Annotated in this window: 17 protein-coding genes; 7 read left to right on the forward strand and 10 right to left on the reverse strand. The window is 61.2% G+C overall.

Annotated elements, in window-relative coordinates; translation table 11 throughout:
* Positions 1-220 precede the first annotated feature (220 nt).
* Positions 221-1,348, forward strand: coding sequence for an XRE family transcriptional regulator (locus J2X42_RS20360; protein ID WP_310167727.1), 1,128 nt, complete (start codon positions 221-223; stop codon positions 1,346-1,348).
* A 1,142-nt stretch (positions 1,349-2,490) separates the two neighbouring features.
* Here J2X42_RS20360 and J2X42_RS20365 read toward each other — a convergent pair.
* Positions 2,491-2,724, reverse strand: a complete 234-nt coding sequence (locus J2X42_RS20365; RefSeq protein ID WP_310167728.1) for a hypothetical protein — start codon at positions 2,722-2,724, stop codon at positions 2,491-2,493.
* Between the two features lie 235 nt (positions 2,725-2,959).
* On the opposite strand from J2X42_RS20365, the gene J2X42_RS20370 reads away from it, so the two are divergent.
* On the forward strand, positions 2,960-5,203 hold the full coding sequence (locus tag J2X42_RS20370; RefSeq protein WP_310167729.1) for an AAA family ATPase: 2,244 nt from the start codon (positions 2,960-2,962) through the stop codon (positions 5,201-5,203).
* Positions 5,200-6,249: a 5-methylcytosine-specific restriction endonuclease system specificity protein McrC gene (gene mcrC / locus J2X42_RS20375; RefSeq protein WP_310167730.1), complete on the forward strand. Its 1,050-nt coding sequence runs from the start codon at positions 5,200-5,202 to the stop codon at positions 6,247-6,249. Before J2X42_RS20370 ends, mcrC begins: the two co-directional genes overlap by 4 nt.
* Before the next feature lie 692 nt (positions 6,250-6,941).
* Here the strand turns inward: mcrC and J2X42_RS20380 are convergent.
* Positions 6,942-7,742 (reverse strand): hypothetical protein, encoded by an 801-nt coding sequence (locus J2X42_RS20380; RefSeq protein WP_310167731.1) that lies wholly within the window; start codon positions 7,740-7,742, stop codon positions 6,942-6,944.
* Positions 7,743-7,824: 82 nt separating this feature from the next.
* On the opposite strand from J2X42_RS20380, the gene J2X42_RS20385 reads away from it, so the two are divergent.
* Positions 7,825-8,778: a hypothetical protein gene (locus tag J2X42_RS20385; protein WP_310167732.1), complete on the forward strand. Its 954-nt coding sequence runs from the start codon at positions 7,825-7,827 to the stop codon at positions 8,776-8,778.
* A gap of 627 nt (positions 8,779-9,405) precedes the next feature.
* Here the strand turns inward: J2X42_RS20385 and J2X42_RS20390 are convergent.
* The 4 genes from J2X42_RS20390 to hisC all read right to left on the reverse strand — a co-directional run bounded on the left by J2X42_RS20390 (position 9,406) and on the right by hisC (position 12,851).
* The gene (locus tag J2X42_RS20390) at positions 9,406-9,561 is read right to left on the reverse strand and encodes a hypothetical protein (protein ID WP_310167733.1); all 156 of its coding nucleotides are present in this window, start codon (positions 9,559-9,561) and stop codon (positions 9,406-9,408) included.
* A 180-nt stretch (positions 9,562-9,741) separates the two neighbouring features.
* Positions 9,742-9,951 (reverse strand): hypothetical protein, encoded by a 210-nt coding sequence (locus tag J2X42_RS20395; protein WP_310167734.1) that lies wholly within the window; start codon positions 9,949-9,951, stop codon positions 9,742-9,744.
* Between the two features lie 318 nt (positions 9,952-10,269).
* Entirely contained in the window at positions 10,270-11,682 is a 1,413-nt protein-coding gene (locus tag J2X42_RS20400) for an amino acid permease (RefSeq protein WP_310167735.1), read from the reverse strand.
* A gap of 56 nt (positions 11,683-11,738) precedes the next feature.
* Positions 11,739-12,851 (reverse strand): histidinol-phosphate transaminase, encoded by a 1,113-nt coding sequence (gene hisC, locus J2X42_RS20405; protein ID WP_310167736.1) that lies wholly within the window; start codon positions 12,849-12,851, stop codon positions 11,739-11,741.
* Between the two features lie 93 nt (positions 12,852-12,944).
* On the opposite strand from hisC, the gene J2X42_RS20410 reads away from it, so the two are divergent.
* On the forward strand, positions 12,945-13,448 hold the full coding sequence (locus tag J2X42_RS20410) for an Lrp/AsnC family transcriptional regulator (protein ID WP_310167738.1): 504 nt from the start codon (positions 12,945-12,947) through the stop codon (positions 13,446-13,448).
* A 266-nt stretch (positions 13,449-13,714) separates the two neighbouring features.
* A complete protein-coding gene (locus J2X42_RS20415; RefSeq protein ID WP_310167739.1) occupies positions 13,715-14,140 on the forward strand; it encodes a helix-turn-helix domain-containing protein in 426 nt (141 codons plus the stop codon).
* Here the strand turns inward: J2X42_RS20415 and J2X42_RS20420 are convergent.
* Entirely contained in the window at positions 14,131-15,237 is a 1,107-nt protein-coding gene (locus J2X42_RS20420; RefSeq protein ID WP_310167740.1) for a DUF3039 domain-containing protein, read from the reverse strand. The two genes, J2X42_RS20415 and J2X42_RS20420, sit on opposite strands and share 10 nt — an antisense overlap.
* Positions 15,238-15,292: 55 nt before the next feature.
* Positions 15,293-15,727, reverse strand: a complete 435-nt coding sequence (locus J2X42_RS20425; protein WP_310167741.1) for a hypothetical protein — start codon at positions 15,725-15,727, stop codon at positions 15,293-15,295.
* A gap of 519 nt (positions 15,728-16,246) precedes the next feature.
* On the opposite strand from J2X42_RS20425, the gene J2X42_RS20430 reads away from it, so the two are divergent.
* A complete protein-coding gene (locus J2X42_RS20430; RefSeq protein ID WP_310167742.1) occupies positions 16,247-17,905 on the forward strand; it encodes a thiamine pyrophosphate-binding protein in 1,659 nt (552 codons plus the stop codon).
* A 156-nt stretch (positions 17,906-18,061) separates the two neighbouring features.
* Here J2X42_RS20430 and J2X42_RS20435 read toward each other — a convergent pair whose 3' ends face one another.
* Positions 18,062-18,817, reverse strand: a complete 756-nt coding sequence (locus tag J2X42_RS20435) for an SDR family oxidoreductase (RefSeq protein WP_310167744.1) — start codon at positions 18,815-18,817, stop codon at positions 18,062-18,064.
* Positions 18,818-18,867: 50 nt separating this feature from the next.
* Positions 18,868-19,815, reverse strand: coding sequence for an RNA polymerase sigma-70 factor (locus tag J2X42_RS20440; RefSeq protein ID WP_310167745.1), 948 nt, complete (start codon positions 19,813-19,815; stop codon positions 18,868-18,870).
* Between the last annotated feature and the right edge of the window lie 68 nt (positions 19,816-19,883).

Below are 19,883 nucleotides of genomic sequence, written 5' to 3' on the forward strand. Positions count from 1 at the left end.
GGCGTGACTCCAACGCTCGTTAGACAGCTATTATTCGACGTATGCCGGGCGCCTAACGAAAATCGACCGCGGGCACACACCATCGACCGAAATCGGGTCCCGAATACAGGTGGGGCGCCATATTCGTCTTGGGAAAATCCCAACTCGGCTGTACTGTTAATTTGATCCCTGTCTATAGGACGTATATCACCTAGGGGCGTAGCCGGACACCGGAGGGAATATGGGGAACGAGACTCAGCCGGTTGACGCAGGGGCCCGCGCATTGCAGCGGATCGAATCTCTGCAGATGAAGCATGCCGACGTCGCAACCGCAATAAACATGACGCCTGACGCCTTGTCTCGCTCTCTGAGGGGGCAGCGCAATTTCAAGCTGGTGGAGATGGCAGCTCTAGCTGACCATCTGAACACCTCTATCCACTGGCTCGTGACTGGTGAGCGTGACCCGTATGAGGTCAAGCTGTCTGCCCGACATCAGTGGGACCCTGGCTCCAGAGCCGACCACCCGCACGATTGGAAGACGGCCAAGCGAGTCGGTAATGACGTTGCCGGCATTTATCACCAAGCAGATGTGGGGCCAGCCGGGAATCCGACCACCGTGGGTGAAGGCTGCACACCGAACGATGCTGCCCAATGGGCACGCGAATACCTCGTGGCGGGCCTACCCGCGGGAGCAGTTCTCGCTGATCATCTTGCCGATGTGATAGAGCGAGTGTTCGGCATCGACGTGTTCGTTATCGACTATGACAAGGAGTTCGATGCGTACTCGGCCGAAGCAAACGGGGCCAAGTTCATAGTCCAGAAGACCACGGGCGCCTGGTGGCGCGCCGTCTTTAATGTCGCTCACGAGTTCGGCCACATATTGCACAGCGACCTCGCATACAGCGATGAGGAGCGCATGGTTCGGGCTGACGAGTGGTGGGCAAACAACTTCGCAGCCGAACTCCTGCTGCCCGAGACGGACATGCAAGCCTTCGACTGGGCGAAGGGCAGCGTCAAAGACCTGGGTGAGTTCGTCGTAAACCATCGCGTGTCGACGGCTGCAATGGCCAACCGTGTCAAAAGTCTGGGCATAACCCCTAGTGCAACATTGTCGGAAGCACTCCTCTGGAAGACGCCACGCCTTCTACAAGCCGTCCACTCTCCATTCTGGGTTGCCCCACTAGAGGACGCCTACCGCAGCCCGCGATTCCCAATTCGTATCATCCAGGCTCATCAGGTCGCCGTTGCCGAGGGGCGTGCCAACGGCCAGACCCTCGCATGGATGCTAGGCGTCCCGGTAGAAGACGTCGACCCCGCATGGAGCCCTCGGCCGTCGATGACAGTCGAGCGATTGCTTTCTGCCCTGTGAGCGGCGGCGCTCAGGTCGAGTTCATATTCCCAGATACGAGCTTGCTCATGAACTTTGCCGCAGTCAATCGAGTTGATCTTGTCAGTGCGATCGTGGAGGGACGTGGTTCGTGGACTGAGGCGATCCGTGACGAGGTCCAAAGGTGGTCGCTGGAGACCAAGTACCAACCGCTGACTCAAGTATTCGGCTTCATGCCTGAGGAACCACACGTTGCCAGAGCTGAAGAGATGATGACTGGCGAAGGTATCCGTCGAAGGCTAGCTAAGCCTGGCGATCCGAGATCTCAACACTGGGGGGAGTGCGAGACACTGGCTGTCATTCAGCATCGCTACGCCGGAAAGACGGTTCTCGTCCTTTCGGAAGACGGTGGTGTACTTACTGAGTGTCGGCGGCTAGGTGTCGACACCGTTACCACGAGGCTGTTGCTCGAGGCGGTTGCCACGCGTGGGGTCATTACTTGGCCGGAGGCTGACGGTATCGCTCAACTTCTAAAGGACATGGGTGAACCTGTCCTAAACTACCCGCCCCCCATCCGGCCTCCCATGCCGGCGGGGCTGCGTCCCCAACCGGTCTGCGTCGGCGAAGTTGACACAGAGCTTTCGAACAGCCATGCCTGACACGCCCGACGTCCATGCCTGCCTACCGTAACAGCCGCCGTAACACGCTCTTACCTCATTGGCTGACCCGCCATGGCAGTCCCCACTACCGGCGGCAATAAACCCTCGCTGAAGGCCGCGCGCCGCCGGCGGCCGGCAGATGATCGCCGAAACCTATTACCTCGGCATCCCTGTCATCGCGTGGACCGTCATGGCGACGGCAAGCTTCGCAGGCCTTGGGGAGGTCCGCGGAGTCAGACTCCCTTACTCTTCCCAGCCAAAGGCCGGCTACCCCATGCGTTCAGAAAGACGGGCTCAATGTTTCATACATTTTGCCGGGCACGTCAGGCTGCAACCCGAGGTCAATGTGACCACACTCATCGGATGCCATGTGTCCTGCTGTAAGTAGGAGTTTTTCTTTACCGCCGAAGATTGATGGTTTCGTTTCACAGAGTGAGAGCCCTGAAAATGCCCAGCGATCGTGGGGACCTCAGGGCTTTCCTTCATTTAGTTACTGCACCGGGAGTGCTCCTAGCGGTCAGCGTTCTATTCCGCCCACTTTTCAACAACCTTGTTCGCGACAATCAGAGTACCGTTTTCGCCCTGATCGATGCGCAAGTTGTATTGAAGCTTTGTGTCCGCTGCTGGGACTTGGATACGACCATGCGGATGCTGGTTCACAACGGCTCCGAGAAGCTGGTACAACGCATCCGGACTGTTTTTGAGGTCTTCGTTCATCTCCGGAATGTCGGTTACTTCTTGCTCGTTCTGTTCAGTCATCAGCCGATCTTAGCGATAATTCCTAAGTCGTATCTACGTGAACAACGATCTTGTCAAAGAGGCACCCAACGATTTCGTTACACTCATAAATGTATTCAGGTCGTCGTTTGTCTCGGCGGGAGTCACGCCTGCGTCGTCAGTCGGCTCGTGGGCCCGCGCAAAGATGGTGTCTCGATGCTGGCAAGCCCGAGAGACATCACCCGCCGAGGACGCGGCGAACAAGGATAATGCAGACATGGCTAACGAACAGTTCGACAACGATCATGACGCGGTCACCGCCACATCGCGACCGGCCCCTGACTTGGCGATAGCGCGTGAGGCCGCCGAGGTGATCACTCACATGCTCGGAGACGGCCGGTCCGTGATCGACCCCACGGCGACGATCTGGACGGCTGAGGCAGCTGAGGAGCTTCGGTCCAGGATCGGGGGAAACCCGGTCGTCGGGGCGGCCCAGGGACAATGGGACAAGCTCGACCAGCAGCTCCAGGGCGCGCCACGTGAGGTTGTGCTTCTTGCAGCCGAGATCACCTTCCTGCGCGAGCATCCACTGCGCTCGGTCCTGCCTGAAACGCGCCGAGCTCATGTCGATCGGGTTCTATCCCAGCTCGACTCGCCCGTAACGGTTCCGGTGCACATGTCGACGTGGCTGTCTCGCCCCACCGGGGCCGCTGGATTCGAATCGGGCTCCTGGTATAACAGCGCGATGTGGCGACACGTCATCTGGACCTCTTCCTTCGTATGCTACTGGGATGGTCTACCCGAGAGTGAGCGTGAGATCGCACGGACCGATCCGTGGAAGCTACAGCAAGCCATGCTCTCTTCTGGTAACGACCGCTCCGACATCCGAAATGCGCTGCAGTTCCTCGCCCGTTCCGACATCTTCGAACCAATCGCTTCCGCGGCAATGAAGCAGAAGATCCGCGACGGGCTTGCGGATCGAATCGGCGGAGCCACGGGCAGCGACCCGGCATCGATCGACCGTGACCTGTTGGCTATTCGCACCGCTCTGGCCCGCTCAGTCGAGGGACCATTCCACTTCTGGACCCCGGGCGTGGAAGAGCTTTGGGACTCCTCCGCCGGCGAACCCGACCCCGCTGCCACCGATGTCGCCACGCTGGCCGAACCTCGTCCCCGCCATTACTGGCTCTACTCTCCCGGGGCACAGGCCTCGGAGTGGGAGGAGTTCTCGACCAACGGCATCATGGCGATCGGCTGGGATGAGCTAGACAACCTCGCTGCCTACCCGAGCCGGGAGGCGATCCGTCAGGCCCTCGACGTCGAGGAGAGCGGCGGTTCAATGAGGAACGCCGTTCTGGCGGTGTGGCAGTTCCAGAACGAGATCGCCGTGGGCGACATCGTCTACGCCAAACGCGGCCGCCGTGAGATCGTCGGTCGCGGCGAGGTCACGTCCGACGCCCGATTCGAACCGGACCGTGCCTCATTCCGCCACGTCCGCTCGATGAACTGGACCCACAGAGGGTCCTGGGAGCACCCCGGTGACGCGGCAACCAAAACGCTCACCGACATCACGCCGTACCGCGACTACCTAGAGAAACTTGAGGCTCTCGTCACCGGCGACGTCGAGTCAGGGCCGCCTGTCGCGGCGACGCCGCTCCCGTCCTACGACAAGTCCGCGTTTCTCAGCGAGGTCTATCTCTCCGAGACCGGCTATGATCGGCTGCACTCCTTGCTGCTGCGAAAGAAGAACGTCATCCTCGCCGGTCCGCCCGGCGTCGGCAAGACCTTCGCGGCCAAACGCCTCGCATACTCGATTCTGGGCGTGAAGGACCCCAGCAGGGTCCAGACGGTTCAGTTCCATCAGAGCTATTCCTACGAAGATTTCATGATGGGCTACCGACCCACCGAGACAGGCGGGTTCACTCTCGCCGAGGGAGCGTTTTACCGGTTCTGCGAGGAAGCCCGGGCCGACGACGATGACCGGCCCTACTTCTTTATCATCGACGAGATCAACCGCGGCAACATTTCCAAGATCTTCGGTGAACTGCTCATGCTCATCGAAGCCGACAAGCGCGGACAAGACCTACGTCTGGTCTACAAGAACGAGACCTTCGCTGTCCCGGCGAACGTCCATATCATCGGCATGATGAATACCGCAGATCGTAGCCTCGCCGTACTCGACTACGCGCTGCGCCGTCGCTTCGGGTTTTTCGAGATGCCCCCAGGTTTTGACTCGGCCGGATTCAGCCGGTGGAAGCTGGAGGCCGGCAGCCCCACGCTCGACCGCCTCATCACCGTCGTCGTCGACCTCAACAGGACCATCACCGACGACCCAGCTCTCGGCCAAGGCTTTGCGATCGGCCACAGCTACCTCACACCTCCTGCAGGCAGCGACGCCGATGACGCCTGGCTGTACTCCGTCGTCGAGGACGAACTCATTCCACTCCTTCACGAATACTGGTTCGACGAGCCCAGCAAAGCCAAGGAGTGGGCAGGCAGGCTCCGGAGCGCCGTCGCATGACCGACGGCTCGATAATCATTCGCAACGTGTACGTGATGATGGCGTATGCGTTCCGGGCGATCCGCAGCGATGGCAACGACAGGATTGCCGCCGAGCGATTCGACCACCTTCACGACCTGCTTGCGGAGATCCTTGTGCGTGGCGTCGGCGCGCAGGTCAAGCGCGGCCTTCACCGAGATTACCTTCACCGCAGCGACGAGATCGCCACCGTCCGCGGCCGGATCGACGTCACTCGCACTATTGCCACCCGGTCGACTACTCGTGGGCGCCTGGTGTGTGAGTTCGACGAGTACGACCCAGACACGCCCCATAACCGTGCACTGAAGTCGGTCATTGTGCTCCTCATCCGCCAGAGCGATGTCGCCGTGGCGCGCAAAGATGCGCTGCGGCGGCTCCTGCCCTACTTGGACGCCGTGACGCTGGTGGCACCAACGTCCATCCGCTGGGACACGCTCACCTACCACCGCGCTAACGCCACTTACCGGCTGCTGCTCGGTGTCTGCGAGCTGATCGTCCGCGGACTCCTCCCCACTCAGGACTCCGGAGCCTCGAAGCTCACGTCGTGGGTTTCGGATGATGCGATGAGCACGCTGTACGAGCGGTTCCTGCGCGAGTACTACACCGTCCACCATCCCGAGCTCTCCCCCGGCGCACCCACCGTTGATTGGGACCTCGATGAGCCGAGCGGCCAAAGCTTGCAACTGCCCTTGATGCGTACCGACGTCACGCTCCGCAACCGCGGGCGCATTCTCATCATCGACGCGAAGTACTACAGCCATACGATGCAGACCGGAGCATGGGGCAAGGCGACCGTCCATTCGACGAATCTGTACCAAGTGTTTTCATATGTGAAGAACGAGGACACCCGGCGCGACGGCTCCGTCAGCGGACTGCTCCTCTACGCGCATACCGATGCCGTAGAACAACCCGACCTGGACGTCGTAGTCCAAGGTAATCGGATAGGTGCGCGAACCCTCGACCTCAACCGGCCCTGGGAGTATGTCAGCGCTCAGCTGGAAGAGATAGTCGGATGGCTTGAAGACTGAGGCGCTCGTCTAGCTCGCAGGCCTTTCCGCGATTTTCAAGGCCCGTGACGTGATTGGCGCTCAGCCCAAGCTAGCGCGATCAATTCACGACTGTGCACAAATGGCTTGGAACTGGACCACGTATGTGTCAACCCATGATGCGTAGTCCAAATCATTTGGGACCCGTAACCACGCCCAGAAAACCAGTGCCTAAAGGGAATCCGCGAAGCGGAAGATGCAGCCGGACTGCCAATCCGCGTCAACGGGGTACTGCTGTCCAGAAAATTACGCTCGCTGTTGCTCTGGGCTTACCCCAAGACGGAGTCATTGTTTTGCCGGCACGCAATGGGGCACGAGCAGTGATGTCCACTAGCCCAGGCCCGTAAGACACACTGCCTATTTCCCAGCCGACACAGGGACGCTGAGTAAAGCCAAGCCACGACCGGAGTCGAATGTTCAGTTCTGTCCGGAAACCATGCTGTGTTCGTGGCCAATAGGATTGAGTTTCACATCTACCACGCCTTCACCGACACGTGGAAGCGTGACTCCTAGGTTATGAGCACATCTGCCTCCCGCCGGAGGCAGGGGCTTCCGTGTCTTAGATACGTCGCCAAAGGGCCGGCCCCCTTGAGCGTTACGTATGTGGGTATTAGGCCAGGGACTTAGCGCTTTTTACAGACGTTGAACCAGAATGTAGTCGGCCTGCGTCTACCTTAAAGTAGTGTCGCCGTTGTAGCAGGGATGAGGACGTTCTCTCTGTTGGTTGTGAAGGCCGGGACACTTACCCTCGCGGCGTAGATGGCATAATTACCAACGTCTGTTTCTTCTATCTTGTCGTCACCTGCCCCTTGGTAACGTACCACTACTGAGCATTCGTAGTCGCGTTTCTTACCCTTGAGCCAGATATTGACAGTTGCAGAACTATCGGCCCCTAGGATAAACGGATCAAATTTTGAATTGGCAAACACGCGTTCCGGTTCCCTCACATTCACCCAGGACCTGGAATCAAGATCATAGCTTATGTCCAAGATATGGACTGAGGGTCCACCACTCGCGGCCGGCATGGGGGTGAAGTACCAAGACGCTTCCTCATTTGGAGCGAAATCCTTGACGGCCACAGTAATGTCCGTGATGATATAGCTTTTATCTTTCTCCGCATTCAAGCTAAGCACAAGCGTACCTTCACGGAAGGCCATAGCACGTTTCTCCAGAAAAGGAGCTGGATCCCATTCCTCGCCAAGTACTGGCAGGGGCGTTGCGTTAGTTCCGGCAAGGTTCCTATAGCTCCAACTTGTAGCTATTCCCAGTCGTTCTTGCCGCGATAGCAAGGGGGCAGCAACCGTAGCAGCCCCACCGACAGCAGCACCTGCCAATCCGCCTATTATCGCTATAAGCAAGTCGCGGCGGCTATGTGCCTTTTCATTCTTGGATTGGGCCTCGGATCCGCGCTCCAGAACGCCACGTCTGGAATCTAGGCGCTCCTTGCCCCCCTTTGACCTCTTATTTCCGCCCACGACGATCCTCCTCCAACGCGATATCCGACCGGTGGTTGTGCCTCGTATCCTAGCTGTCAGGTATCCGATAAAGTTCGGGGGCATGAGAGAACGCCGAAAAATCCTGGTCATTCTAATCGGCCTATGTCTAGCTGCGCTCTTGGCCGTATTGATCAATCCCTTCGGCTGGACCGCCCTGTTAACCGGCCATTTATCTGGACAAAGCGCAAACACGCCAAGCGAAGATGTCGTAGCACCAGTCGACTTCGACCCCCTTACCGCTGAAGTCCCCTCCCTCTGTGGGCAGCCCTCTGGCCGGCTGGCTGGGGGTGAACTACTAAATCCGGATGGTGGCGGAACCTACGTCAGGAAGGACTCGGCTGGGGACGTTCTGGCAGCTGTCGATGAGCGCCCCGATGATGCTGAAGCAGTATCAGTCCTCGCACTGACGTGCAGCAAGGGTGGTGTCGGCTGGCCCGACACTATTGCAGTCTACGGTCGGGCTTCTCAGTTGCTGGGGCATGTAACACTCGATTCGATTACAAACGGAAGCCGGGAGCGGGTTCAAGCAGTGGAGATCTCTGACGGCAGACCTCACGCTTCTTGGACCGCGGAAGGTGAGGGCGACCCCGCTTGCTGTGGGACAGTAGCTGCGTCCACCAGTTTCGAACTAGTCGATTCAGTTCTCAAACCTGGTTCGGTTAGCCTTGAAAACGAAGAGACAGCCCTCAACGCCTTTCTCGATGCGCTGAACCGCGAGGATGAAGCGACGGCTGAGACTTATATCAAGGCTGATGAAGTTCGCAAACTAAGCGCATTGCGTGCAGCAGAGGGACCGTTGCACCCCGTCCAGTGCTACGGCCTACTAAACTCTACGGAAATTCCAGATCACCTGTTGGATAGCCTTAGGTTAGATGCGTTAGGGAATATAAATCTTCCGTCCAACTCGGGCATAAGAAGATTTTGCACAGTTAGCAATGGGGCTAACCGCGAGTTTATCTTCGGGTGGGGCTACAAGGATGCGGGAGGGTGGCTGATCCGATTCATATCCACGTGAAATTTGCATGCAATTGATTTGGTCCCTTTTGCACCCCAGCGCAGACCAGGGCTCACCCCTTCCCCCGTCCTAGTGACCGCTTTGAGCAGTTTCAAAACGTGTAACCCTTCGTGCCAAAGATGAGCCAGTCACGACGGGAAGAAGAAGGGCTACCTTCGGCCCTCCCTCTACCTGAAAATACGACCTTCAACGCTGGAGAAGCTGGGTAGTCAGAGCACTGTGTTGGGCACCGTCTAGAGAGGGTCCGCACTCTCGGTCTGGGGGTCCTCGTCCGGGTCGACCGTCAGCGCCGCTGGAAGCGCAAGCCCATACTTGTCGCACAGGAATCGTGTTTGACAATAACGCTGGGCGTCGGCGGCCACATTGCCGAGGATGATTGAGTTCGTGCTGGCGCCAATGAGGACCCCCCACGTAAGGCACAGCCTTGGCGACGTCTTGAACTCGGACCAGGGAGCCAGCCTTACCTCCCTGCTGCATCAACTTCTCAAGAGCGGCCAGAAGACGGTAGTCGTGGTGAAGCTTGCTGGACCACTTTACGCGTCCCTTGACCGCGTCGGCAGCACGGGCAGCCTCACGTAATGGCTCCACTTTGGCCGCTTGAGCCATAAAGGACCGGCGCACCAAGCGTTAGATGAAGACCTGCTCAAGTGGATCCTTGGCATCGTAGCCGTAGGAGTAGGCAATGCGCGTTGCGATAGCCGTGCTCAGCCCTTGGATGATGACAATGTCCGCGGTGATCGCTGCGAAGGGTCCGGCGACTGGGACAGTGGCCAGCAGACCCATTGTGCCGCCTTCCAAGACGCCAGCAGTGCGCCACGTGAGGGTGTTGAATTTTAGGACCCGATCACAGACCTTGAGGTCTTGCTGCCGCAAATTCGGTGAAACTGCTGATTTCAAAACCTCGCTTGCGGGCTAGCTTCTCGACACCCTTCGGGTCGTTAAGCGCCAGCGCCCACTCGTTGACTAAATCGAGTAGCGAGACCACGCCTTTGAGCCCGGCCGCATGCTCGTGTTAGCGATCGCATCGCCAGCGCGGCGGATCGGTTCTTTGACCATCTCCGGCACGGCGTCGGTAACCCGGTTCACAGCTTCAGCCGCGACCTCACCGGTGCGATTTAGTGCAATATTCGCCCAGTTTGGCAGACCGCGGCGCTCCCAGTGCTCGTTGAGCATGCTCCAATGTTTGCGCCTCATATGCGCTCATTGGACTCCGCCGTTAGCGAGCGGCTCGGTGTCGGTACTCATCGAGGTTCTCCATTTTCGACTTTGATTGCTGGGTCAATGATGCCGTATGGGCGGAAGGCGGATCACGCCGCAGCCCTACGCCGTTGTCTGGTGACGACAGCAAGTCAAGCTGCAGCGCCATCGAGAACTACCAGCGGATCGGTGGCCAACTAGGCGCACGGCATACATCCTGCAAGGGGCGCGCCCGGCCAAAAACGGACGCGCCCCTGGTGTTACCCAAACAACGAAGCCGTTCGGGCAGCTGATTCAGTCGATGAGCACCGACTGCTTGGCGCCGTCCGAATCTTCGACAACGGGCAAAACCTTCCGGTTCCGGTGGTGCACCCAGCACGCCACCGCCAGCAGCGCCACGAGCGCGAAGGTGCTCAGGAGCTGCGGACGGGAATCCTCGCCGATGAAGCCCACCGTGAAGATCGCCGCGAGGATGACCAGACCAAACACCGTGAGCCACGGGAAGCCGGGCATCCGCAGGGGAAGCTCCGTTCCTTCCCGGTCGGCGCGGAGGCGCAGCGCGAGCTGGGCCAGGAGCGCGGACGTCCACACCAGCAGGCAGGTCGAGCCCACGATGTTGAGCAGGACGCCAAGCACCATCTCGGGAAAAGCCAGCTCCAGCACAACGGTGACAACACCGAAGGCAACGCTGGCCAGGACCGCGGCCACCGGGACCCGGGCCTTGGACACGGAAGCGAGGAAGCGCGGTGCTTCGCCGCGCTCGGCGAGGGAGAACGCCATGCGGGAGGCGCCGTAGAGGTTGGCGTTGAGGGCGGAGAGCAGTGCGGCCACGGCCACCAGGGTGATAGCGGTGGCTGCGCCCGGCATGCCGGCCGCGTCCAGCACCGCGGCGAACGGGCTCTTCAGCCCGGCCGAACCCACGGGAACCACTGCGGCGATCACGAAGATCGCACCGATGTAGAAGACCAGGATGCGCCACAGCACGGTCCGGACTGCCTTCTTCACGCTGCGGGCCGGTTCAGCGGTTTCAGCTGCCGCCACCGACACGATCTCGGTGCCGCCGAAAGCGAACGCCACCACAAAGAGTGCCGTGGCAATACCGGCGAAACCACTCGGCGCGAACCCGGCGCCGGTGAAGTTGGACAGCCCCGGCGACTGCACGCCCGGCAGCCAGCCGAAGAGCAGGGCAGCGCCCACCAGCAGGAACCCGACGATGGCCGCCACCTTGAGCAGGGCGAACCAGAACTCGAACTCGCCGAAGTTCTTCACACTGGTGAGGTTCACGGCGGTCAGCACCACGATGAACACAAACGCCATCAGCCACACCGGCAGGGCCGGGAAGATGGTGGCCAGCAGGCCTGCCGCACCCAGCGCCTCGGCGGCGATGACCACCACAAGCTGCAGCCACCAGAGCCAGCCCACGGTGGCACCGGCCACCGGCCCGTAGGCCTTGGCGGTGTAGACGGAGAAGGCGCCGCTGTCCGGGTTGGCGGCGGCCATCTCGCCGAGCGCCCACATCACCAGGATGATGAGCGTGCCAGCCACGAGGTAGGAGATCAGCACCGCCGGACCGGCAGCCTGGATGCCCGCGCCGGAGCCGATGAACAGGCCCGCGCCGATGGCGCTGCCCAGGCCCATCATGGTGAGCTGGCGGGGTTTGAGTGCGGCGCCGAGGGCGCGGCCAGACGTCTTTGTCTGTTGTTCCATGGGGATTCCTCTTATGTGTAGGTGGAACGGGTTGGGGGTAAAAGGTCAGTCGGTTGTCAGGCCGTGTGGGCTGCGAGGAGCCGGAGCACGCGGTTGTTGGAGGCGGGATCGGCAACGGTGATCCGCACGCCGTCGCCCTGATACGCCCGGACCAGGATGCCGGCGGCATCGAAGGCGTCCACCAGCCTCGCCCGGAGGCTGTCATCGGCGCGGATCCACAGGAAATTTCCCTGGCTCGGCTGCAGTTTCCAGCCCTGGGCTTCGAGCTGCGCAGCCATCCGTGCGCGCTCCAGCCGGACCGCGGAGACCCGCGCTTCCATCTCTTCGACCGCGTCGAGCGATGCGACGGCCGCTTTCTGGGCCAGCGCGCTCACGGCGAAGGGAAGGGCGGTGCGGCGCAGTCCCTCGGCGATGGCCGGCGCAGCCACGGCGTATCCCACCCGCAGGCCGGCGAGTCCGTAGGCCTTCGAGAAGGTGCGCAGGATGCAGACGTTCGGGTACTGCCGGTAGAGCGCCAGGGAATCGGGGCCGCTGCCCGCTTCGGCGTATTCCACGTAGGCCTCGTCGATCACCACGAGGATGTCCGGGCGGACGGACTGCAGGAAGGCCTCGATCCGGCCATGGCTGATCGGCACGCCGGTGGGGTTGTTGGGGGTGCAGAGCAGGATGACCTTGGTGCGGTCGGTGACGGCCGAGGCCATGGCGTCAAGGTCGTGCCCTTCGGCCTCGTCCAGCGGAATGCGGACCGGCCGGGCGCCTGCCAGCTCAACCAGGATGGGGTACGCCTCGAAGGAGCGCCACGCGAACATCACCTCGTCTCCGGCGTCGCACAGTCCGGTGATGATCTGCTGAAGGACGCCCACGCTGCCGGGCCCCACCGCGACCTCCCCGGAGGCGACGCCCAGGTGACGGGAGAGCCGTTCGCGGAGTTCGACGGCGGCGCTGTCCGGGTAGCGGTTCATGGTGCCGGCCGCTTCGGCCACCGCAGCGGCTGCAGCGGGCAGCGGTTCGTAGTGGCTTTCGTTGCTGGCAAGGGCGGCGATGTCCAGGCCGGCGCCGCGCCGGCCAGGGACGTAGGACGGAAGTCCGGCCACAGCACCACGAAGGGCAGGGAGCACGGTGTCCTGCAGCGCGGTGGCCGGTGCGGTCAGGAGTTGATCGGGGGTCATGAGCACCGATCATGGTTGTGACCCGGCCCACAATGCAAGATACCCTCAACCCATTGGGACTTCTGCTCAACTTCTAGTGACTGTGGTGAAAATATGACCATCCCGAACCCGCGCACCCTCGATTCGCTCGACGGCAGGATCATCCTTGCCCTCGACAAGGATCCCGAAGCCAGCGCCCTGGCACTCTCCCGGACGCTCGGCGTCGCACGGAACACCGTCCACGCCCGGCTGGCACGGCTCGAGCACAGCGGCGCCCTCCGCTCCTTCAGCCGGAGGCTGGACCCCGCCGCACTGGGCTACGACCTCATGGCCTTCCTCTCCCTGTCCATCAGCCAGACGCGGACAGGTGCGGTGGAGGACGGGCTCGCCGCGATCCCGGAGGTCATCGAAGTTCACGCCACCACCGGGGACGCGGACCTCATGGCCAAGGTGGTGGCACGCAGCACGGCCGATCTCTACCGCATCACCAACGAGATCCTGGAAATCGAGGGGATCCAGCGCACCAGCACGGCCATTTCCGTGCTGGAACTCATGCCGCCCCGCTACGACGGCCTCCTCAGCCGGCTCTCCGAGCAGGAAGCGCGTCCTTCGGCCTAAGCCTCTAGGCGTTATCCAGCGGAGCGTCCATGCGCTGGCTAGCTATTGGAGACCTCTGGTCCCACTGATGCTCAAGCGTTCTTATGCACGGGGAGCCTTTGCGTCCAGAATACGGCAGGACGCGTTCTGCTCTAACACCAAGGGATTCGAGCTAGTATCCGAAACCAGGTTTGTCGACGACTTTCTCAATGTGTCTCCGGAGAACTGACTACATCCTTTGCTTCAAACGAAGACCGTCCGTTACAGTTATTGCAGATAGGGAGGCGATGTTGAATATTTCAACGATCCGACAGGATGTTGTCGTTGCTGCCGATGAGGTCAAGCAGCTTACACACGCCGTCGAAGAACTTCCGGAACACAGCCCGTTACGCGACTTTGTTTCCGGATTACTTGACGCCGTAAGCCGGGGTGCAGGCGTCTCGCTTGTTGAGCAAGATAAGGAACTGAGCCCCAACGAGGTGGCTTCACTCTTGCAGGTTAGCCGACCACACGTGATGAAGATGATCCACGCAGGCGTACTGTCCGCGCACCCCGTGGGCAAGCACTACCGCATTATGTTCAGTGATTTCCGTGACTTTGCTGATCGTCGCGATCGTGCCTCAAAGCATGTAGCCGAGGTGATCGCCGCCGCTGACAAGCGCAATGTGGCTGCTCTTGACGACGAGGCTATGACGAACCTCCGTCAGCTCTGAGCGCGTAGCCTCAGCTGGTCGAGCATCTCTTGCGCTAGCGGTAGGATCGACTCGCACCCGTCGCAAACGGGTAACTCCGCACTCTCGTTTAGCACCGGGACGAACCAGCCACCACACAGGCCCCGAACAGCGCTGCCAGTAACGATGCCTTCGATGTGCTGCGGTGAGTGCACCCAATGCAGCCGGTCGGGTGGCACTAGGGATGGCGGGAAAACAGCATCGTCAATCTCCGCGTCTGAAAGTATCTGGGCCAACTTCGCGTGCGTGACACACAGGTCTAAGCGAAGCGTGCTGCTGTTCGTGTAGACATACTCGTGGTAGTTGACATCAGGCTGGACGTATATGGCGCCGCACGAAACGACCGTTTCGTACCCCCTGTATGAGCCCACATCCATGGGCAAAGTGAGCGTCACCGTGCTGGTAGAAAGGTTCGCCTCTTCAGCGGTGTCCGCAGGCTCATCGTGTGCCACCTCGACTGTGTATTCGAGAAACTTGTCCAGGGCAGAGTCTGGATCATCCGGTGTTCTGACGGATACGACCGACGCGGTGTCGTTCGCCTCCCGAAGACCGTTTCGCAGTCGGGTGACCAAGTCGCGCTGGTATTTCAGGTCTTGGAGTCGGCTGTCCTCGTAACCGCGCACAACATGATCGAGCTGTGTCGGTTCATAGGAGGCGGCCGGCCCTTTGGTGTTGCCCGTCCTTTTGAGTTCGCCTTTATCGCGCTTGAGCGCCTTTGCGACCGTCGCGTGGAACTGATTGTGACGATCGGCGAAAACAAGCCAAGGGTTACCCTCGTCGTCCAAGGTGACCGCGCCCCTCCATCCGGCCCCTTCATGATCACGCACCTCGTAGACGGTCGCGTCGTAGACCGAGGACGCTGCCTCGTGCCTACTTGGCGTGCCGCCGTTTGCAAACCCGCGGTCCGCATCGTCTAGCAGCGCGCTCTTGACCTCGTAGAGTCGCAGTTCCTGCAAGATTTGGGCCGCCGTAGCGCGGTCCGCAACCTTTGCACGTGCGATGACACTCAGCGCCACAGCGATGCTTGGATTTGTAGGTAGCACATTGAGCACGCGCAAAGTGGGTCTCGTCGGCTTCATTGATCATGTCCTTCTCGGGTCACATCAATACTCTGAGGTCTGCGTAGGCCATCCTTCACGCGCTCTCTTCCTCTTTCTTTTCAACCGCCGCATCGCCGCTCTTTCGGTTCGACGCAACCGTTTGAGCGGGCTTATTTAGGTTGACGATCAGCATGTCCGCTTCACGCTCCGGAACCCACCTCTTGGCTACGGATGTATCGATGCCTATGAACTTGGTAAACATTGAACCGGCTATCAGTACGATGCCCCGCTTTTGCGGCGCACCCGCTGGTCCCTGCCGGCGGGTCGGGTAGGCGTTCGGATCGGTCAACTTTGCCGCCTGAATCGCTATGAGGCGATTCTCTTCATCCCACAGGAATTGAACCGCTTCCGGCTCATCGATCATCAAGAAGGCTGCTTCGTTCAACGAAAACATGCCTCGCTTCTGGATGGTAACGGTAGGAATGGTTGGGGCGGGAGCGCTGCCCTTCTCAAAAACTTTGAAACCCATATTCTCTACCTCACCTCTGTTATTGGGCCTGCCGTCAAGCCTCATCATCAAAAGCATACCGCATCATCGATGGAGAATTTTGTTTACACGTTGGGAAGTTTCAGAGTCATCTGCGCGCTCACGCCGGCAGCCAGTAGCGGCATCTGTACGGGTGCAAGCACGCCGCGCTGCTTCCGCGGGTCGCCGCGAAGTTCTGAGTGCGATTGGGCTATTTCCCTGGACTCGTGAACTTCGGACCTGGATAGCGGGGAATAGAGAACGATCGATGAAAAGTATTACGACGCGGCAAAAGGCGACTCAGAGCAGTAGATGCGGACTTCTTACACGCAGGACGCACTACACCAAGCCGGTATCGCCGCGGAGCAAAACACTCGCAAATCGGAGGCCCCCTGAACAAGTAGATTGGTGATGCGGGGCACAGCTGGGCGTTTTGGCAGTTCTTCGGCTCGACTGCTGCCAAAAGTCCCAACGGCATCTCCGTCTCTTGCCTATCCGTGAGCCAGGACACAAGATTCCTGCATGACTACTCTTACCGTCTCAGGCCGCGTGGCGCAGGTTCTCAGCAGCTACCTCAGCGACGTCTTCGGCGTCATGGGCAACGGAAATGTCTACTTCCTGGACGCCGCGGAAAAGCTGGGCCTCCGCTTCTCCGCCGTCCGGCACGAGGGCGCCGCCATCGCCGCGGCCGACGCCTACTACCGCGCGTCGGGACGTCTCGCGGCGGGCACCACCACCTACGGCCCCGGCTACACCAACGCGCTCACCGCCCTTGCCGAGGCAGTTCAGGCCCAGATCCCCGTGGTGCTGGTCACCGGGGACGCTCCGAGCAGCGGCGCCCGGCCCCAGGACGTCGACCAGGCGGCCATCGCCGCCGGCCTCGGCGCGGCCACCTTCACCGTCACCCGCGACGCCGCGGGCGCCATCACCCGGCAGGCGGTGGAGTACGCACTCACCCGGCGCACCGCCGTCGTGATTGCCATCCCCTACGACCTCGCGGCACTCGAGGCGGCGGACGAGGAACTTCCGGCGCCGCTGGCACCCCAGGTGACGGACGACGTCGACGGCGGCCTGGGGCAGGTAGCCCGCCTGCTCGCCGGGGCGAAGCGGCCGCTGATCCTCGCCGGCCGCGGCGCGCACCTCGCCGGCGCCGGCCCGGACCTCCGCGAACTCGCCGACCGGATCGGCGCACTGACCGCCGGAACCGCCCTGGCGCTCAACCTCCTCAATGGCGAGGGGTACCTGGGCGTCGCCGGCGGTTTCGGCACCGACACCGCGGCCGGGCTCATGGGTGAGGCTGATGTGGTCCTCGTGGCCGGGGCGAGCCTGAGCCCCTTCACCATGCGGTTCGGGCACCTGCTTAGCCCGGACAGCATGGTCATCCAGATCGACACCGCCCTGCAGCCGACCAACCCCCGGGTGGACACGTTCGTCAGCGCGGACGTGAAATCCGCTGCGGGACAGCTCCTGCGGATGCTGGGAGGCGAGGATGCTGCAGGGGCATGGCGGGCGGAAGCCCGCAAGCGCGTGGACGAAGGACCGGCCCATCACCCCGGCACCGACGAGACCGCGGACGGCCGGCTGGACCCGCGCGCCCTGGCCACTACCCTGGACTCGGTGCTGCCGGAGCGCCGCACGGTGGTCCAGGACGGCGGGCACTTCCTCGGCTGGGCACCCATGTACTGGCGGATCCCGCGGCCGCAGGACCTGGTGATGGTGGGGACCGCCTTCCAGTCCATCGGGCTGGGACTTGCGAGCGCCGTCGGGGCAGCCCGTGCGGTGGAGGACGGCCGCACCCTGGTGCTGGCCTCGGGCGACGGCGGTTTCCTGATGGGCCTGTCCGACCTCGAATCGCTGATTGGCACGGCGAGGAGCGCCGTCGTGGTGATCTACAACGACGCCGCCTACGGAGCCGAAATCCACCAGTACGGCTCCCAGGGCCTGACCGAAAAGCCCATGCTGATCCCCGAGGTGGACTTCAGCGGCATCGCCCGCGCTTTGGGTGCTGAGTCCGCGGTCATCCGCTCACTGGCGGACCTTTCCGCACTTCAGGACTGGATCGACGCCGGCGCCCACGGAACCTTCGTGGCCGACTGCCGGATCACGTCCAGCGTCCGGGCCCCGTGGATGAGCGAGTGGATGGCGGCCAAGCAGGAGGCGAAGGCGGCGGTGGCGGGCTGACTCTGGCGAGCCGGGAACGAATCAGGCATGCCAGGCGACCGCGTTGTGAACAAAGGAGGCGATGCGTTTCTTTAGCAACACTCCCCAGGCCCTGCACCCTGGAGTGCCGTGGTGGCCAAGAACGGAGATTCGATCGAGGCCACCACAGCAGGGCAGCTACTTTGCCACGGTCTGAGGCAGCCAGTCCTCGAATCGGGTTTCGAAGATGCGGGCATCATCACCTGGGAGGAGCTCGCGTTCGGTCAGCCGCACGAAGTTGTAGTAGCGTGCATCCGGGTCGGAGATGACTTCCCGTGGATCATTGTGGAACCTCAGGGCCTTGCGGACGAGTTCGTCCAGGCCAAACTGGTCGGGACCTGCAACCTCGATAGTGCCGTTCAGCGGCTCGCTAACGGCAGCACGTCCCATCGCACTTGCGACATCGTCTGCTGAGATTGGCTGGATGAGGGCCGGCGACATGCGAATCGTGTTACCTACGGCGCCGGTCTCGGCGATGCTCATCACGAACTCGAAGAATTGGGTCGCGTGAACGATGGTGTAAGGGACGCCGGATTCCTTGATCAGCTTCTCCTGGGCGCTTTTCGCCCGGAAGTACCCGCTTTCCAACAGACGGTCCGTTCCAACGACAGACAGTGCAACGTGGTGTCCGACGCCCGCGACGGCTTCGGCCGCGAGAAGGTTGCTGGTCGAAGTCCTGAAGAAGTCCATCACAGCTTCGTCATCCCAGGATGGGGAGTTGGAGACATCCACTACTACCTGTGCACCCACCAAGACCTCGGCAAGTCCTTCACCGGTAAGGGTATTGACCCCGGAGTTGGGGGAAGCGGCAACAGCCTCATGTCCATCCTCGGACAACTTTCCAATGAGCTTTGAGCCAATAAGTCCCGTGCCGCCGATTACTACGATCTTCATGATGAGCCTTTCGCTTTGTGCCCGTGGCCTGAATGCCATCCGGTCACCAACTAAGACCGAGCAGCCCCAGGATTTGTGACAGCAATTCCCCCCAGCTTTTCCGGATTCATCATCCACAGCACCTGGTTGATTCCCCGCGGTGACACCGTCACCGTCACAATCGCAAAGGGGAACTCGTCGTCATTGCGCGAAAGCACCACCGACGCCTGGCCGTTGGCCTGTATCTGGCTGACCCTGACACCCTCCCAGAACCGGTCTGCAAAAGCACATATGTACTTGGCCACGCGCTCCCTGCCGAAAACCGGGATCCGCGAAGCCCGCACAACTCCGCCACCGTCCGAGTAGCTGACAACGTCGTCCACGAAGAGTCGCTCCAGAGCCGAGAAGTCGCCGCTCCGGGCGGCCGCGACAAAGGCTTCCAGCAGCCGCTGCTGCTCCTGGCTAGCAACGGGCTTACGGCGCTCCGCCTTAATGCGTTTACGAGCACGGCTGACCAGTTGGCGAGCCGTCGGTTCCGTGGCTTGGATAATTTCGGCGATCTGCGGGTACGGGTAATCGAACGCCTCACGCAAAACGTAGGCGGCACGTTCGGTCGGCGATAACTTTTCCAGAATGAGCAGTACCGCAAACTCAAGCGCTTCCGCCCGCTCCGCACCCAAAGCAGGGTCCTGGCTCGTGTCCACCGGTTCAGGCAGCCAAGGACCCACGTAGGTTTCGTGACGAGCCCGAGCTGATTGCGCCAGATTGATCGCGATCCGAGCCGTCGTCGTTGCGAGGAACGCTTCCGGGTTCCGAACAGCGTCGCGATCCTCGTAGCTCTGCCAGCGAAGCCAGGCATCCTGAACGATGTCTTCGGCGTCGTTGACACTGCCGAGCATCCGGTACGCGATGCCGAACAGCCTCGGTCGCACCCTGTTGAAGAGGGCAGCAGCAGCGTCGAGATCGCTCCCGTGGGCAGGATCAATGACTGTCGACTCTGCTTCGTTTTCCGTCGTCATGATGTTCTCCGCACTCCCACCCGCATGCTACCCCGAACCTTGATCCCGTCATACGCCGATCTAAGCCA

Origin of the sequence: Arthrobacter sp. BE255 (genome assembly GCF_031457335.1) — a bacterium.
Taxonomy (GTDB): Bacteria; Actinomycetota; Actinomycetes; order Actinomycetales; family Micrococcaceae; genus Arthrobacter.

Excerpts from the sequence above, each read along its gene's own strand:
- J2X42_RS20415 (WP_310167739.1), top strand. The coding sequence starts at position 13,715 with ATGTTGAATATTTCAACGATCCGACAGGATGTTGTCGTTGCTGCCGAT.
- J2X42_RS20390 (WP_310167733.1), bottom strand. The coding sequence starts at position 9,561 with ATGGGTCTGCTGGCCACTGTCCCAGTCGCCGGACCCTTCGCAGCGATC.
- J2X42_RS20440 (WP_310167745.1), bottom strand. The coding sequence starts at position 19,815 with ATGACGACGGAAAACGAAGCAGAGTCGACAGTCATTGATCCTGCCCAC.
- J2X42_RS20435 (WP_310167744.1), bottom strand. The coding sequence starts at position 18,817 with ATGAAGATCGTAGTAATCGGCGGCACGGGACTTATTGGCTCAAAGCTC.
- J2X42_RS20385 (WP_310167732.1), top strand. The coding sequence starts at position 7,825 with ATGAGAGAACGCCGAAAAATCCTGGTCATTCTAATCGGCCTATGTCTA.
- hisC (WP_310167736.1), bottom strand. The coding sequence starts at position 12,851 with ATGACCCCCGATCAACTCCTGACCGCACCGGCCACCGCGCTGCAGGAC.
- J2X42_RS20395 (WP_310167734.1), bottom strand. The coding sequence starts at position 9,951 with ATGCTCAACGAGCACTGGGAGCGCCGCGGTCTGCCAAACTGGGCGAAT.
- J2X42_RS20370 (WP_310167729.1), top strand. The coding sequence starts at position 2,960 with ATGGCTAACGAACAGTTCGACAACGATCATGACGCGGTCACCGCCACA.
- J2X42_RS20430 (WP_310167742.1), top strand. The coding sequence starts at position 16,247 with ATGACTACTCTTACCGTCTCAGGCCGCGTGGCGCAGGTTCTCAGCAGC.
- J2X42_RS20360 (WP_310167727.1), top strand. The coding sequence starts at position 221 with ATGGGGAACGAGACTCAGCCGGTTGACGCAGGGGCCCGCGCATTGCAG.
- J2X42_RS20425 (WP_310167741.1), bottom strand. The coding sequence starts at position 15,727 with ATGGGTTTCAAAGTTTTTGAGAAGGGCAGCGCTCCCGCCCCAACCATT.
- mcrC (WP_310167730.1), top strand. The coding sequence starts at position 5,200 with ATGACCGACGGCTCGATAATCATTCGCAACGTGTACGTGATGATGGCG.
- J2X42_RS20410 (WP_310167738.1), top strand. The coding sequence starts at position 12,945 with ATGACCATCCCGAACCCGCGCACCCTCGATTCGCTCGACGGCAGGATC.
- J2X42_RS20420 (WP_310167740.1), bottom strand. The coding sequence starts at position 15,237 with ATGAAGCCGACGAGACCCACTTTGCGCGTGCTCAATGTGCTACCTACA.
- J2X42_RS20400 (WP_310167735.1), bottom strand. The coding sequence starts at position 11,682 with ATGGAACAACAGACAAAGACGTCTGGCCGCGCCCTCGGCGCCGCACTC.
- J2X42_RS20365 (WP_310167728.1), bottom strand. The coding sequence starts at position 2,724 with ATGACTGAACAGAACGAGCAAGAAGTAACCGACATTCCGGAGATGAAC.